Origin of the sequence: Bacillus sp. FSL R9-9834, from assembly GCF_038006905.1 — a bacterium.
Taxonomy (GTDB): Bacteria; Bacillota; Bacilli; order Bacillales; family Bacillaceae_G; genus Bacillus_A; species Bacillus_A pacificus.
The window spans coordinates 4,518,917-4,533,522 of sequence record NZ_JBBOWD010000001.1; the positions used below are offsets into that span (position 1 = coordinate 4,518,917).

The 14,606-nt window shown below is 37.1% G+C and carries 15 protein-coding genes; 5 read left to right on the plus strand and 10 right to left on the minus strand.

The annotated features are described in order from the left end of the window. The 4 genes from MKY00_RS23670 to pepV form a co-directional block, all read right to left on the minus strand. Entirely contained in the window at positions 1 to 798 is a 798-nt protein-coding gene (locus MKY00_RS23670) for a phosphotransferase family protein (RefSeq protein WP_001055736.1), read from the minus strand. A 229-nt stretch (positions 799 to 1,027) separates the two neighbouring features. Next, positions 1,028 to 3,169 carry a type I pullulanase gene (gene pulA / locus MKY00_RS23675; RefSeq protein WP_016718696.1) on the minus strand — a complete coding sequence of 714 codons (2,142 nt, stop codon included), beginning with the start codon at positions 3,167 to 3,169 and terminating at the stop codon, positions 1,028 to 1,030. 138 nt (positions 3,170 to 3,307) lie between these two features. Continuing rightward, complete coding sequence (gene thpR, locus MKY00_RS23680; RefSeq protein ID WP_000419001.1) at positions 3,308 to 3,853, minus strand: RNA 2',3'-cyclic phosphodiesterase; 546 nt, start codon at positions 3,851 to 3,853, stop codon at positions 3,308 to 3,310. Between the two features lie 329 nt (positions 3,854 to 4,182). Then, complete coding sequence (gene pepV / locus MKY00_RS23685; protein ID WP_016718697.1) at positions 4,183 to 5,589, minus strand: dipeptidase PepV; 1,407 nt, start codon at positions 5,587 to 5,589, stop codon at positions 4,183 to 4,185. Positions 5,590 to 5,946: 357 nt separating this feature from the next. On the opposite strand from pepV, the gene MKY00_RS23690 reads away from it, so the two are divergent. After that, positions 5,947 to 6,168, plus strand: coding sequence for a DeoR family transcriptional regulator (locus MKY00_RS23690; protein ID WP_000805512.1), 222 nt, complete (start codon positions 5,947 to 5,949; stop codon positions 6,166 to 6,168). A gap of 81 nt (positions 6,169 to 6,249) precedes the next feature. Here the strand turns inward: MKY00_RS23690 and MKY00_RS23695 are convergent, their stop codons facing one another. Together MKY00_RS23695 and MKY00_RS23700 are read right to left on the minus strand one after the other, a co-directional pair. Then, positions 6,250 to 6,978 carry a pseudouridine synthase gene (locus MKY00_RS23695; RefSeq protein ID WP_001234935.1) on the minus strand — a complete coding sequence of 243 codons (729 nt, stop codon included), beginning with the start codon at positions 6,976 to 6,978 and terminating at the stop codon, positions 6,250 to 6,252. Between the two features lie 41 nt (positions 6,979 to 7,019). Further along, on the minus strand, positions 7,020 to 8,672 hold the full coding sequence (locus MKY00_RS23700; RefSeq protein ID WP_016718698.1) for a putative polysaccharide biosynthesis protein: 1,653 nt from the start codon (positions 8,670 to 8,672) through the stop codon (positions 7,020 to 7,022). 254 nt (positions 8,673 to 8,926) lie between these two features. Here MKY00_RS23700 and MKY00_RS23705 point away from each other — a divergent pair, with 254 nt between their 5' ends. Both MKY00_RS23705 and MKY00_RS23710 read left to right on the plus strand, forming a co-directional pair. Next, positions 8,927 to 10,198, plus strand: coding sequence for a BaiN/RdsA family NAD(P)/FAD-dependent oxidoreductase (locus MKY00_RS23705; protein ID WP_016718699.1), 1,272 nt, complete (start codon positions 8,927 to 8,929; stop codon positions 10,196 to 10,198). A 263-nt stretch (positions 10,199 to 10,461) separates the two neighbouring features. After that, a complete protein-coding gene (locus tag MKY00_RS23710; protein WP_016718700.1) occupies positions 10,462 to 11,898 on the plus strand; it encodes an MDR family MFS transporter in 1,437 nt (478 codons plus the stop codon). Positions 11,899 to 11,928: 30 nt separating this feature from the next. Here the strand turns inward: MKY00_RS23710 and MKY00_RS23715 are convergent, their stop codons facing one another. Both MKY00_RS23715 and MKY00_RS23720 read right to left on the minus strand, forming a co-directional pair. Then, positions 11,929 to 12,252, minus strand: coding sequence for an ArsR/SmtB family transcription factor (locus MKY00_RS23715; RefSeq protein WP_000098837.1), 324 nt, complete (start codon positions 12,250 to 12,252; stop codon positions 11,929 to 11,931). Continuing rightward, positions 12,253 to 12,684: an SRPBCC family protein gene (locus MKY00_RS23720; RefSeq protein WP_000437775.1), complete on the minus strand. Its 432-nt coding sequence runs from the start codon at positions 12,682 to 12,684 to the stop codon at positions 12,253 to 12,255. Between the two features lie 429 nt (positions 12,685 to 13,113). Here MKY00_RS23720 and MKY00_RS23725 point away from each other — a divergent pair, with 429 nt between their 5' ends. Beyond that, on the plus strand, positions 13,114 to 13,341 hold the full coding sequence (locus MKY00_RS23725; RefSeq protein WP_000498992.1) for a DUF3973 domain-containing protein: 228 nt from the start codon (positions 13,114 to 13,116) through the stop codon (positions 13,339 to 13,341). 34 nt (positions 13,342 to 13,375) lie between these two features. On the opposite strand, the gene MKY00_RS23730 is transcribed toward MKY00_RS23725, so the two are convergent. Continuing rightward, entirely contained in the window at positions 13,376 to 13,558 is a 183-nt protein-coding gene (locus MKY00_RS23730) for a sporulation protein Cse60 (RefSeq protein ID WP_000621751.1), read from the minus strand. Position 13,559: 1 nt separating this feature from the next. Further along, entirely contained in the window at positions 13,560 to 13,796 is a 237-nt protein-coding gene (locus MKY00_RS23735; RefSeq protein WP_000533800.1) for a DUF2553 family protein, read from the minus strand. 254 nt (positions 13,797 to 14,050) lie between these two features. On the opposite strand from MKY00_RS23735, the gene MKY00_RS23740 reads away from it, so the two are divergent. Then, positions 14,051 to 14,545: a CarD family transcriptional regulator gene (locus MKY00_RS23740; protein ID WP_001993652.1), complete on the plus strand. Its 495-nt coding sequence runs from the start codon at positions 14,051 to 14,053 to the stop codon at positions 14,543 to 14,545. The last annotated feature ends 61 nt before the right edge of the window (positions 14,546 to 14,606 follow it).

Consider the following 14,606-nt stretch of genomic DNA (forward strand, 5'->3'; position numbering starts at 1 on the left):
TTACTCTGAAGCAAGTAGTTGCTGTAAATATTGATGCCAATATTCAGCTTCTGCTTGCTGCTTTTTTGTTGTATGCCATTGAATAGACAAAATCGTTTGTGCTATCACATACCATCTCATACGTTTAAGCAACGATTCATCCATTTCAATATCATAGTAACCGAGCCACTCACTCCATTCTTGGCGCGGAATGTACCAATATAATAACATACCGAGGTCTAGAGCTGGGTCAGCAATTACAGCTCCATCCCAATCAATTAAAAACAACTCATCTTCATCCGACAATAGCCAATTGTTATGGTTTACATCACAATGGCATACAACGAATTCATTGTATTCAATATCTTTTAATGAATCCATTAAATATTGAAGACCTTGCTGAATTGTTTCCTCATCCCTTATATCTCCTCTTAAGACAAGTTGCAGCTGTTGTAATAACTCTTGTGCGTGAAGCGGCTGCTTCCCAAGTCTTTGAATCATCTGCACGAGTGCTTTAGAGGAGTGTATTTTCTTCAAAAGTTTCGCAACACGTTCTAGTTTCATATCCTCTGGCTCTAGCTTCTGTCCCGGAAGCCATTTTTGAGCAGAAATTACATCACCGTTCGTTACCCTTCTTGTCCAAAGTAATTTTGGAACAATTCCTTCTGCTGACAATACCGCTAAAAAGGGCGATGTATTCCGCTTTAAAAATAACTTCTGTTGTCCGTTTTGCGCAATATATGCATCGCCCGTTACTCCACCAGCCGGTACAAGACTCCACTCTTTTCCTAATAATTGTTCCAACCATTCCATATTCATTACCCGTTAACAAATCCTTATCTTTTATAGTTATGAAAAGAAAAACCGCAACATTTCTACACATGTTGTGGATTCATATATATTTTACTGTAAATGAAAAGAAAACTTGGCATAAGCCAAAAACTCTCTATTTTATTTTACAAAACCAGCCATAGAATGACAACTTATCAAAATCGTCACCTTTGTCAATTCTACATTTATTACATTCTCATCGTCAAGTAGCGATTTGTCACATTATCGTCAATATATACGTGCTAATCGGAGCGAGCCTAAGTTCCTTTCCTCTAAATGAAGAAATTGGCTCTATTTTAGCTTGCTTTTCGTTTACTAACACATGCCACGTTTCTTCTTTCGGAAGTTGCACCGTTTTCGCTTCTAAACTGCTATTAAATAAAACAACAATTTCTTTCCACGGTCCAAACGACTCTACATGCTCTAAATGATATGCAAGTACTTCTGGAGATGTTTGCAAAAAAGTCATGTGCTTTTTTATAAGGTCTGCATTTTGTAACCGGAATGCTCCGTGCTCTTTACGAATCGCAATTAAACCTTTTATATAGTTAACGGTCTCTATCTCTTTCTCTTTTCGATCCCAATCTAATTGATTAATTTCATCATTTGCATTATAACTATTTTCATTTCCTTGCTTCGTACGATAAAATTCTTGCCCAGCATGTAAGAAAGGGATGCCTTGCGACAGAATCACCATTGCAGTTGCTAGCACGTGACGTTTTTTCAAAACCTCTTCCGACTCTTCATTACTGCGCATGAGTTTATCCCACATCGTCATATTGTCATGGCATTCTACATAGTTTATGCTTTGCACAGGCTCTAGAAACAAACCTGTTTCTTTCATACTCAAAAGGCTTCCTGATGCAATATATTGCAAATGATTACAGTCTACATACCCACCAAATGCAAAACCACGTTTATTTATATGAAAGGTACTCCCTTTTATCCCATCACGAAATTGATCATTAAATTGCGCAATATGCGGCATTTTCTTTGCATTATTTAACGTTGCCTTTTCCTCTGGAGGAAGTGGTGTTTGTAGATCCCATCCTTCTCCTAATAGCAGTGCATCTCGCTTTATATTTCGCACTTCTTTTTCTATTATATTTATTGTATCAACATCTAAAATTCCCATTAAGTCGAACCGGAATCCATCAACATTGTACTCCGTAAGCCAATATAAAATAGACTCTACAATGAATTTCCTCATCATTTTCCGTTCAGATGCTATGTCATTTCCGACTCCCGTCCCATTAGAAGGCATACCATTTTCACCATGACGAAAATAATATCCTGGGACAAGCTTTTCAAATGATGAGAGCTCTCTTTCATACACATGATTATATACAACATCTATAATCACCCTAATGCCATGCTCATGAAATGTTTCAATCAGCTGTTTACACTCTACGATCCTGTTATACGGGTCAGAGGGATTTGTAGCATAAAATCCCGTTGGCGCATTGTAATATAATGGATTGTAACCCCAATTATAGGCAGAAGAAGGGTTTGCCTCATCTACACCACCGAAACAATATAAAGGTAATAGTTCAACATGTGTAACACCCAAATCTTTTATATGAGACAAACCTGTTAACGTCCCATTTCGCCCTGTCGTTCCTTCTTCCATTAGTCCCTTATATGTTCCTTTTTTACTCACTCCACTGCCCGGATGAATAGTAGCATCACGAATATGCAGTTCATACAATATGGCATCTGTCATTGCTTGTAATGGTGGTAATTGCCCTCGCTTTGCTACATTCGTCTTTTCCAAATCAATAACAACGCCGTACTTCCCATTTACAGTCACTGATTTTGCATAAGGATCCACAGCTTCGTTCCATATTAAATTAATACAAACAAGAAATGTATACTTTTCCCCGGCTAAATCGCCTTGCAATGTATGAGCCCAAACTCCATTTTCTTCTCTGTACATTTCGTAATCTGTATATTCTTTATCACTTTTATAAATTCTTACTTTCGCAAGCCTCGCAGTTGGAGCCCATACTTTAAATGTAGTTGCTTCCTTTTGGTGTACTGCCCCTAAATCTGTACCTTCGTAATAATACTTCTCATCGAAAATCGCTGTTCTTATGACAGCACCTATTTGTAAATCTGTTTCTTCATTCCGTTCATCTCGTACTGTATAATACTTCCCCACATCTAGCGGCTCTTCTATAAAGCACTCATACTTCGTTGCATCAGGAAGCGCAATTGTATGAGCAATCGGTAAATCTTTCACGTTACTTCCTTCTTGCAAACGAAATGTCCGACTTGTTCCATACGCATGTGGGAGCAAAATTGTAATTTTATTCATTTCATCTAAATAGGCATCAAATGGACGTTTTACTTTCAACATAAAAAAATCACCATCATTCTTAAAGTTAAAATGAAACGAGCTGCAAATGATAAGGCTTTTCTTATCAGCGAAGCCCTATACAGTAACACATTGTTCTTTATAGTATATTCACCTGTATAAAAAACGTTTTCATACATTCTATTTTTGTAATTTTATTTCAGCAATTGCTTTATATTTCGGTGTCTCCTTTACGTGAGATTCGTATAAAGTAATCGTATCCGCTTGAAATGATATTTCAGGCACTTCCTTTATATGTTCTAAATCAAACTTTTCTTCTCCTACCCATTTACGTGCAACAGTAATATGCGGATGATATGGGCGCGTTTCTAAAGAAAATCCATTCTCTTCACACATAACGTGTACTTGCTTTTGCAATTGAAACAAATCTTGATTTTCGCTTACCTTTGCCCAAAAAATACGCGGCCTGTCTTCCATACCAAACGTTGAAAACCCTTGTAATGTGAACGATAGTTCTTTCATTTCTATAAGTGTTTGTAATCCATTCTTTATTCCTTCTAATTGTTCCTCTGTCGCACTACCTAAAAACGAAAGGGTAATATGATAGTCTTCTTTATGTACCCATGAACGAAATGGTAATTCCTCTTGCATTTCCTCTTTATAGTTAGACAGCACTTCTTTTATATGATTTGGTAACGTAATTGCGACAAAATAATGCAGTTCCATGTACATCTTCTCCTTCTTTCTATTGTTGCTTTTCTTTCTTATCTCATTCCATTAACTTCCCTACAAGTCTAACCAAGTTCAGGTCGCGTTAATAAAGTGAAACTTTAATCAGCCCTCACCAATCGGACTTTTATGGGCAGTTGATCCCCCCACCTAAATTCTTTGCTTTCGCTGAATTTTGAGATGGGGGTCTTACTGCCCATTAAAGCGGGATAGATGAAATGATATCGACATTTCGACAAGGAACATCTGCTTACCAACAAACGGCACGTAATAGAAAACCGTCCCAAAGTATGTATCGGGACGGTCTTTTATTATTTATATATCCATTACTTTGCTAATTCATAAATTGCTTGTGCGTAAATTGCTGTTGCCTTTAATAAGTCTTCAATTTCAATATACTCATCTTTTTGATGTGCAAGTTCTTCTTTTCCAGGGAACAATGGGCCAAATGCAACACCAGCTTTTAACGAACGAGCGTAAGTACCACCGCCAATTGCTAATAGTTCTGCTTTTTCACCTGTTTGTTCTTCATATACGCGCTGCAACGTACGAATTAATACGTGGTCTTTATCAACGTGATGCGGACGAGAGTTTGAATAATCAGCCACTTCAAATCCATGAGTACCCACATATTCTTTTAACTTTGTAATCATTTCTTCAAAGTTAGTCGTAACTGGGTAACGTACGTTTAATCCTAAATTACCACCATTCTCTTTCGTATAAGAAAGGCGACCAACATTCACTGTTAACGGACCACTAACCTCATCTTTATAAGCGATAGTAGCCTTTTCACCATAAATATCACCAATAAATGTTTCTGCTACAAATGTTGCAAACGAAGCCCCTTTTCCATCAAGAGCAACTTTCGTTAAGAAGTTTGCCAGTAATAAACCTGCATTCTCGCCCTTCTCTGGAGTAGATCCGTGAGCTGAAACCCCTTTAATTTGCAACGTTACTGTATTACCTTCTACAATTGCTTCACCTATTTTTTTAGCAGTTTGTAAATACTCTTCATATGCTACTGTAAGTGCACTTACATCCTCTCCTGTAACAACCGCTTCTGCAAAATCAGGAACCATATTTAAACGGCGACCTGACTCAAATGAAACAAGTTCATATGTACCTTTCTTCTCTTCACTACCATTTTGCACAACTTGTATATCAGAAATTCCTTTTTCTGCATTAATAATTGGAAAGTCCGCGTCTGGCGCAAAACCGATTGTTGGCATTTCTTCGTTTTTAAAGTAGTGATCTACACATTTCCAATTACTTTCCTCATCTGTTCCTAAAATCATACGAACGCGTTTTGAAAGAGGTAATCCTAATTCTTTCAAAATTTTCATCGCATAGTAAGCTGCCATCGTTGGGCCTTTATCGTCAATTGCACCACGTGCAAAAATCTTTCCATCACGAATATCTGCACTATATGCAGGAGTCGTCCAGCCATCGCCTTCTGGTACAACGTCAACGTGACAAAGAATACCTACTAATTCTTCTCCTTGTCCCATTTCAAGATGACCTGCATACCCTTCTAAATTTTTAGAAGTAAAACCTTCCGTTTCTCCTTTATGTAACATGAAAGATAAAGCTTTTTCTACACCTTCACCGAATGGTGCGCCCTCTTTCGCCGATTCTTCTTCCCATACACTTTTAATTTGTAAAAATTGTTGCGTATCACGAATTAAATCATCTTTTCGTTTTGCAACTTCTTCTGTCCAATTAATTGCTGACATCACGCATCCATCCTTCACTATATTGTTTCTTTCATCATAACAAACCGAAATCTCTTATGCCATATACGAAAACCAAATACCGAACAATTGTAATATTTCAGATATTTCTCATTAGTTTTTCTTTTATTTTTCTAAAAAAAATTGCAGGAATTTGGCGTTTTACGTAGAATTTTATGTGTTAGTTGACTGACCATATATACAATGTCAACTACCAATATTTTTCTATATGAATATTTGTTAAATTTCTGTAAAATTTAAGTAGATTAAAGCATGAATTTTATCATGTAGAGTACAATGGTAGTAACGACCTTCTTTCCTGAATGGGGTCAAAAAAACTAGTAGAGGAGTGGTTTTCTCTTGAAACCTACAACTACTCGTATGCTAACACGCATTAAATCAATTTATATGTACATCAATGAAAACGGAACGGTAACGACGAAAGACCTTGTAGATGAGTTCGGGATCACACCGCGAACGATACAACGTGATCTAAATGTGTTGCAGTTTAATGAACTCGTGTATAGCCCTTGCCGCGGTAAGTGGACAACAACAGGAAAGAAAGTGAGAATGACCTCATAACGAAAAATAATTGTATGTAAATAAATACATACCCCTTTCTAACTCATTAGAAAGGGGTCTTTTCTGCGCCTAAAAATAGTACTATTTCTCAGTATCTACTTGATATGTTTTTAACATCTCTACTTCTTCATCTGTTAGCTCTCGATATTGTCCAAGTTCTAGCTCTTCATCTAACACTAACGGCCCCATCTCTGTTCTCTTTAGGTAGACTACTTTTTTCCCTACCGCTTCAAACATACGCTTCACTTGATGGAATTTTCCTTCTGTAATGACAAGCTCGATTTCAGAAATATCATCGCTTTTTAATATTGTAAGTGCACCTGGCTTTGTTTCATAGCCATCATCTAAAATAACACCTTTAGCAAACTCTTTTACATCCTCTTCTGTTACTACGCCTGCAACGTGTGCATAATATTTTTTCGGCACATGCTTTTTCGGAGATAACAATTGATGTGATAACTTCCCGTCATTTGTTATTAATAAGAAACCTTCTGTATCAATATCAAGTCTTCCCACTGGGAACGGATTAAAAATCGCATCTTCTAACTCTAATAAATCTATTACCGTTTCATGATTATCATCTTCTGTCGCTGAAATAACGCCTTGTGGTTTATGCATCATTAAGTAAACAAACTCTTTATATTCCACAACTTCACCGTGAATCATAACTTCTTGTTCTTCTACATTTACATGAACCTTTGCATCTTTCACTGATATGCCATCAATTTTTACAACGCCGTCTTTCAATAATTTCTTTACTTCTTTTCTACTTCCATATCCCATATTTGCTAATAATTTATCTAATCTCACGTTCTTCACCTTCTTTATTTATCATAGAAAAGGGGACGTAATTACGCCCCTTTTGATTTCAACTTTATTTTGAATCTATTGCCAAGTTTATGTTGGATTTTCTCTAACGCTTCTCCGCCGAATACTCTTTCAAGTACTCCTGTGCGAATTGCTAACAATCCGTAAACAAGACCACCAATACTTGCACAAATCGCAACCGTAATAAGAGCGCCCATTCGGCCATCCGGTGAAATCATGAAGGATAGAATCCATTGTGATAATTTCACAGTAACGACCATTACAAGTGTTAATACTGCAATTTGGAATGTTCTCTTATATACAACACCGAATGAATAGTGTGCGTATTTTTTAATTTGTTGATTTGTGTACCAAACAGAGACTAGGAAACCAACAGCTGTTGCTAGAATCGCCCCTACTGTACCGAAATAACGAATAAAGATTACGTTACATACAAATTTCAAAATAACACCCATTATCAGTGCGATAATCGCATGCTTTTGTTGGTTAATACCTTGCAGAATTGCCGCTGTTACTGTAAATAAAGCAAATAACAACGCAACCGGTGCATACCACATTAATACTTGTCCACCTAATGGATCTGAATCGTAAAATGCAGTATAAATCGGATAGGCAAGTGATGAAATACCGACAACCGCTGGCAATGTTAAGAACATATTTGCCTGGAATGTTTGTGTAATCTGTAACTTTAAATAACGGTATTGCTTTTCAGTAAATGATTTTGTAATCGCTGGTACGAGCGTTAAACTAAACGCTGTCGCAAGTGATACAGGAATCATAATTAATTTATGCGTCCACATTGTGAAAATACCGAGCGCTCGCTCTGCAATATCTCCTTGACCAATCGCTTGCATAATTGAGTTAAATGTCAATGTATCGATTTGTTGATATAAAGGAATTGTTAACCCAATTACAACGTAAGGAATCGCATATGCAAATAATTCTTTAAATAATTGAACAGTACTCACTGTCGATTCTGGTGCAGTTTGTTCAATTAAATATTGATCCAAATGTTTTTTACGTTTTAGCCAGTACCAAATGAGTACACCGAGCGCTCCAACTGCTGAAACGAATGCAGCAAATGTCGCTACCCCAACTGCTGTTGCAACTGTACCGCCAAGTACTTTAATAACGATAAAACTACCCGCTAATAAAAAGACGATACGAATAATTTGTTCAATAATTTGCGAGACAGTAGTTGGTCCCATCGATTGGTGACCTTGGAAATAACCACGAATTAAACTCGCTGCCGGTACAACAATAAGCGCAAAACTTACAAGACGAATAATCGTCGTAACTTCTCCTATATTACTGTGTACACTTTGTTTACCAAGCATTGCTTCTGCAAACAACGGCGCCGTCATGTACAGTACTAGGAATGAAAGAACTCCTGTTACTATCATCATAACCATTCCCGAGCGGAACATTCTCCGGCTCGTTTTATAATCGCCAAGCGCATTATATTTGGAAACGAATTTTGAAACAGCAAGCGGCACCCCTGCCGTTGCAATACTTAAAAAGATCGTATATGGAATGTATCCATATGTATAGAGCGTTCCGCCTTCTGTCCCTACTAATGCATGAAACGGAAAGACGTAAATCATGCCTAAGAACTTCACTAAAAATGTCCCTAACGTAACGATAAGCGTTCCGCGCAGAAATTTCGAATCGGACATACAAAAATCCTCCTACATCTACATAAAGTGAAACTTTAATAAATTGAACTATTCGAGCATTCGAGAACTATTAGACTTCCCCTAACTCATAAGGTTTTAGTCCTATGGCCCACAAATAGCAGGATAGTGCTGAACTCTAACTTTTGTATTGTACCACAATTCTCTCCTTAAGCAGTACTTCACTCTATTTTTCTTTTAAGGGAAAACATGCTATTCTTTTAGGCAGGAAATGTAGAAAATGAGGTCGATATATTATGCATTATGATGTTATTGTCATCGGCGGCGGGCCTTCTGGGCTAATGGCTGCAATCGGTGCTGCAGAAGAAGGCGCAAGCGTCTTACTTCTTGATAAAGGAAATAAACTAGGGCGTAAACTTGCGATTTCAGGTGGTGGCCGTTGTAACGTAACGAATCGTCTACCACTTGATGAGATCGTTAAACATATACCAGGAAATGGCCGCTTCTTATACAGCGCTTTTTCTATTTTTAATAATGAAGATATTATTACATTCTTCGAAAATCTTGGTGTAAAACTGAAAGAAGAGGATCATGGCCGCATGTTCCCTGTTTCAAATAAAGCGCAATCGGTAGTAGACGCACTTTTAACACGATTAAAAGATTTAGGTGTAAAGATCCGCACGAATACACCTGTTGAAACGATTGAATATGAAAATGGTCAAACGAAAGCAGTCGTACTAAAGACTGGCGAAGTGCTAGAAACAAATCACGTCGTTATCGCTGTTGGCGGAAAATCTGTTCCTCAGACTGGTTCTACTGGCGACGGATATGCTTGGGCTAAAAAAGCTGGTCATACAATTACAGAATTATTCCCAACAGAAGTACCAATCCTTTCAAACGAACCATTTATTCGAGACCGTTCACTGCAAGGCCTCGCTTTACGAGATGTAAACTTAAGCGTATTAAACCCGAAAGGAAAAGCTATCATTTCTCACAAAATGGACATGCTCTTCACTCATTTCGGCCTATCTGGTCCTGCTGCCCTTCGCTGTAGTCAATTCGTTGTAAAAGCACTGAAGAAGTTCAAAACGAATACAGTGCAAATGAGCATCGATGCATTGCCAGAAGAAAATAGTGAACAACTATTCCAGCGCATGCTAAAACAAATGAAAGAAGATCCAAAAAAAGGAATTAAAAACGTGTTAAAAGGTTATGTTCCTGAACGTTACTTCCTATTCTTATTAGAAAAAAATGAAATTGATGGCAGCGAGCAAGCTGGACAAGTTTCTCATGAGAAAATTCGTGCACTTGTGAAAGACTTTAAAGAATTTACTGTAAATGTAAATGGTACGCAGTCCATTGAAAAAGCATTCGTTACTGGCGGCGGTGTATCCGTTAAAGAAATTAATCCGAAAGAAATGTCGTCTAAATTCACAAACGGCTTATATTTCTGCGGAGAAGTTCTTGATATTCACGGTTATACTGGTGGCTATAATATTACATCTGCTCTCGTTACTGGTAGAATTGCCGGAACGACAGCTGGAGAAAACGCGAAAATGAAGTATTAAAAAAAGAAACAGGGATTCCTGTTTCTTTTTTATAGGTACATGAAATTATATCAGCGATTCTACTACTTATATCGGCGATTTTTCAAATATATCAGCGATTCTGCAACTTATATCGGCGATTTTTCAAATATATCGACTTACCGACAAAAAACGACAAATATCCCCTCCCCTTAACTTCCCATTGCTTTTTTGTTGCTTTATTTACCTTAGTACCTTTATATTTTATATTGTTGAATATTTGAAAAAGGGTAAGGGGAAAACATATGAGAAAAAAAGTCATGATGTCTTTAATGCTAATGACGTTTCTTTCTGCGGTAGAAGGAACGATTGTTAGTACAGCAATCCCTCGTATAACGAGTGATTTATCCGGCGTTGAACTTGTTAGCTGGGTTTACGCAATTTACATGCTTGCCACAGCGGTTTCAACTCCAATATACGGAAAGCTCGCTGATTTATTCGGCCGTAAAAAGGTTTTACTTATCGGAGCTACAATCTTTTTAATCGGTTCTGCACTTTGCGGTGTCGTTACATCGATGGAACAATTAATCTTCTTCCGCGCGCTTCAAGGTATCGGTGCTGGTGCTGTTATGCCGATCACAATGACGATTATTGGAGACTTATATAGCGAAGCGAAAGACCGCGCGAAAGCACAAGGCTGGATGAGTGCCGTTTGGGGTGTATCTGGTGTTATCGGACCGTTAGTAGGTGGATTTTTAGTTGATTCTCTTTCTTGGCGTTATATTTTCTTCTTAAACGTTCCATTTGGAATTATTGCCTGCTTAATGATTGCCATTTACTACAAAGAATCTATTAAGCCTGCTAAACACCATATCGACTATCTTGGTGCAACAGTCTTCTCATTAAGTACGATTGCTCTACTATACGCGTTATTAACAGGTAGCAGTAAGCAAAACTGGGGAGACATAACAATTATCGGCCTATTAATCTTCGCCGTCGTTTCATTCCTTATTTTCTTATTCATCGAGAAAAAATCTCCGGAACCATTAATTCCGCTAGCACTTTTCTCTAACCGTACATTATCTACGATTAATATATTAACGCTTATTGCTGGCGCAATGATTATTAGTATTACAATGTACCTTCCAATTTGGAGCCAAGGAGTATTAGGAAAAAATGCGACAGAAGCTGGACTTATTTTAATGCCAATCCCTGTTATGTGGACATTTGGCGCTATTTTCTCTGGTAACTTAGTAGGAAAATTAAAAACGAAACAAATCATTTTACTTGGGGCTAGCATTTTATCAGTCGCTACATTCTTATTATTTACATTATCAACAAACTCACCATCGTTCCTTATTTATGTGGCAGTCGGATTATTCGGCTTAGGAATGGGGCTTGTGACACCGATTTACATGGTAACAATTCAAGCAGCCGTACCAGCTCATACACGCGGAACAGCCGTTGGTTTAAACACATTTATTAATACATTTAGCCAAACGTTAGGTGCGGCAATATTCGGTACAATCTTCAATACGATGATTCACGCACGTGGTATTAAAAACCTTGATCTTGTATCTGGCGGACATGGAGGTACTACAACAAACGTAGTAACCGAATCGCAATCCGCATTAGCATCAAGTGTACACGTCATTTATATGAGTACTTTTGTATTGGCAGTATGTACATTAATTATCGCTTGGCTTTTATTAAAGCCCGCTATACAAACGAGTGAGCAATAAAAGAGGATGACCATTTCGGTCATCCTCTTTTTACTCCTCATTCTCCACAATATGTTTCAACATGGACAATTTATTATCCCAAAAACGTTCATAATACGAGAGCCACTGTTGTAATTCCTCTAATGGTTCTGGATGCAAGCGATATATTTTCTCTCTTCCGCTTTTTCTTCCGCTTACTAAATTCGCTTCTGAAAGAATATGAAGGTGCTTTACAACCGCAGTACGACTCATCGGAAAATGATCCGTTATTTTGGAAATCGGTAACTCTTTATCACTTAATAACCGTATTACTTCTCGGCGGGTTGGATCAGCAATTGCTTGAAACACATCATATTTCGCTGCTGATGAGGACACTTAGCCTTCGACAACCTTTTTCAGTTTTTCATTTACAATCGCTACCCAGCCTCCGCTCATTCTGTCGCGAATAATAGAGCTCTTCGCATTCGCTTTCGGAAGAATTTCATCAGGGTGTTTCCAGCCGCCGTGAATTAACGTAAATTCTGTTTTATTATCTCCTAGGTCTTTCAGATGAAATGAAACAACCCAGCCATCTGTATCCCATGAGAAAGATAGGTGATTTGGCTCATCGATTTCTAATACTTTACATGGTGATGGTCCAAATGGTGATTGTACATGAAATTCATGTCCTACCTCTAATACGAAATCATTTGGCATAAACCATGAGGCAATCCCTTCTGCAGTTGATACTACATTCCACACCTTTTGAATAGACGCGTTAAAAACGATCGTTTGTTTAATGTCAGTTAATGTATTTTGTTGTTCCATTTTCATTTTCATTCTCCTTTATTCGGCAATCAAATATAACACCTTTTGGTTACACTTCGATAATATAACACCTTTTAGTTTCATGTCAACGCTAACTCTTTTTTACTGTTGAGAAATTCTCAACATTTTTTCAACAGGACAAACACCCTCTGAGCATTCCCTCATAATATACTCACAAAGGCAATAAAAAATAAAAACTTTTCTCAATATGAAACTCCATCATTCATCTTGAAAGAAGCGCCTTACGTATATCATGCGTATTTCGTCTCTCCTCCTTCCCTCAGGGACACTACGCGAGATATGAAAAATCAGAAGGAATATGCCCACCATTTGAGTAGGTAGTTATTTCTCTTCTCCTCAACATTTCCTCAGGAGCGAAATGACTACCGACTCACTTTTTCAAACAAAAATAAAAAGGGGATGAAAGCTATGTTCTATTGCATTAACTGCTCTGACATTCACCATGAAAAACATCCGAATGATAAAGTATTCAAAAACGGTTTTTATATTGATCCATTTTTAGGTGATCGTTATCACCTTGGTATGTGTAAAGATGCCCAAAATCATCAGACAGGGGAGCCTCTTTTAACTACAAAGCAATTAGGCACAACCCAATCTATTATGAACGTATTACCGACACATGTTGTCCCAACATAAAGCATAAAAAAGAGCTGGCTCACCCAGCTCTTTTTTATGCTTTATAAACGATCATTGCTGAAAAACAATAAATTTGGTTTTCGTCATCATTAATAGAAACACCGACTTGGTACTTAATATCTACAAAGTTACTATCATCAATCTTTTTCAAAAAAACATTTACAGCGTCTTCTAAGTCTTTTTCGTGACTTTCATCAAACACTTTCACACGAATCATGTTAACACCATCCTAGATCGCAGCCCTCCGCCGCTTGATTATTGCCACGGTGCGTATCTATGATGCGATAAAACTTTCCGTCTTCATATATATATCCGTCTTCTAACACATATTGTTTACCTTCAGTATAGACATAAAACTTACCTATCATAAATTTACTCGTATATAATTCCAAATAATCTGGCCTAAATTTAGCTACAACTTTATTTGTAATATCAATTTTTATTGTGCGCCCCACCTTCTCTCCCTCCTTTGCAAAGAACGGATTTAGGTATATTGTATTAGCGATTTTACATTTTATGCTTAAAAATAAGTGGATATGCCTCCTTTCTCCGCCTGTACTATTTTTCTAACAAAATCATCAATAAGTAAAAGCAAAAAAATATATATAAAAGGAACTTTTACTTATTGACTCAAATATAATTATTATGGTATTATATAAAATTTGACATTTTCATTCACTTATGCTATCATTAAAGATGGTTACCACATATGGAGGTGGATGATTTGTTTCAAATTGGTGATAAAATCGTTTATCCAATGAACGGCGCAGGAGTCATCGAAGCCATTGAAGAGAAAGAAATATTAGGAACAACACGTCAATATTGTGTAATACGTATCATTAGTAAAGATATGCAAGTAATGCTTCCGATGGATCAATTACAAAAATCAGGTATTCGTTATATCGTAGATAAAGGTACGTTAGATGATATACTTCTTGAATTTCAAAACGGGGAATCAGATACATCACTTTCCTGGAAACAAAGATATACAATGAATATGGAAAAAATGAAAAACGGCAATCTGCAAGATAGTGCAGAAGTTGTTCGAGATTTACTTCGCCGCAATAAAGAGAGAGCTTTAAATGCGAGCGAAAAACAAATGCTAGATAACGCCCGAAAAATGATGATTAGTGAAGTTGCACTCGTACAAAATGTTTCTGAACATCAAGCAACAGAATATCTTCAAGACACTATTAATCACTAAATTTAAAATAGCTGGCCGCTATTTTTTTGTGTAAAAAAAGGACGAAGAGTTTTATCTCTTC

What these genes read in the sequence shown, in the direction of transcription:
- pepV (WP_016718697.1), bottom strand. Translation starts at nt 5,589, where the DNA reads ATGTCAGCAATTAATTGGACAGAAGAAGTTGCAAAACGAAAAGATGAT.
- MKY00_RS23740 (WP_001993652.1), top strand. Translation starts at nt 14,051, where the DNA reads ATGGAGGTGGATGATTTGTTTCAAATTGGTGATAAAATCGTTTATCCA.
- MKY00_RS23700 (WP_016718698.1), bottom strand. Translation starts at nt 8,672, where the DNA reads ATGTCCGATTCGAAATTTCTGCGCGGAACGCTTATCGTTACGTTAGGG.
- thpR (WP_000419001.1), bottom strand. Translation starts at nt 3,853, where the DNA reads ATGGAACTGCATTATTTTGTCGCAATTACGTTACCAAATCATATAAAA.
- MKY00_RS23710 (WP_016718700.1), top strand. Translation starts at nt 10,462, where the DNA reads ATGAGAAAAAAAGTCATGATGTCTTTAATGCTAATGACGTTTCTTTCT.
- MKY00_RS23720 (WP_000437775.1), bottom strand. Translation starts at nt 12,684, where the DNA reads ATGGAACAACAAAATACATTAACTGACATTAAACAAACGATCGTTTTT.
- MKY00_RS23670 (WP_001055736.1), bottom strand. Translation starts at nt 798, where the DNA reads ATGAATATGGAATGGTTGGAACAATTATTAGGAAAAGAGTGGAGTCTT.
- MKY00_RS23725 (WP_000498992.1), top strand. Translation starts at nt 13,114, where the DNA reads ATGTTCTATTGCATTAACTGCTCTGACATTCACCATGAAAAACATCCG.
- MKY00_RS23730 (WP_000621751.1), bottom strand. Translation starts at nt 13,558, where the DNA reads ATGATTCGTGTGAAAGTGTTTGATGAAAGTCACGAAAAAGACTTAGAA.
- pulA (WP_016718696.1), bottom strand. Translation starts at nt 3,169, where the DNA reads ATGTTGAAAGTAAAACGTCCATTTGATGCCTATTTAGATGAAATGAAT.
- MKY00_RS23705 (WP_016718699.1), top strand. Translation starts at nt 8,927, where the DNA reads ATGCATTATGATGTTATTGTCATCGGCGGCGGGCCTTCTGGGCTAATG.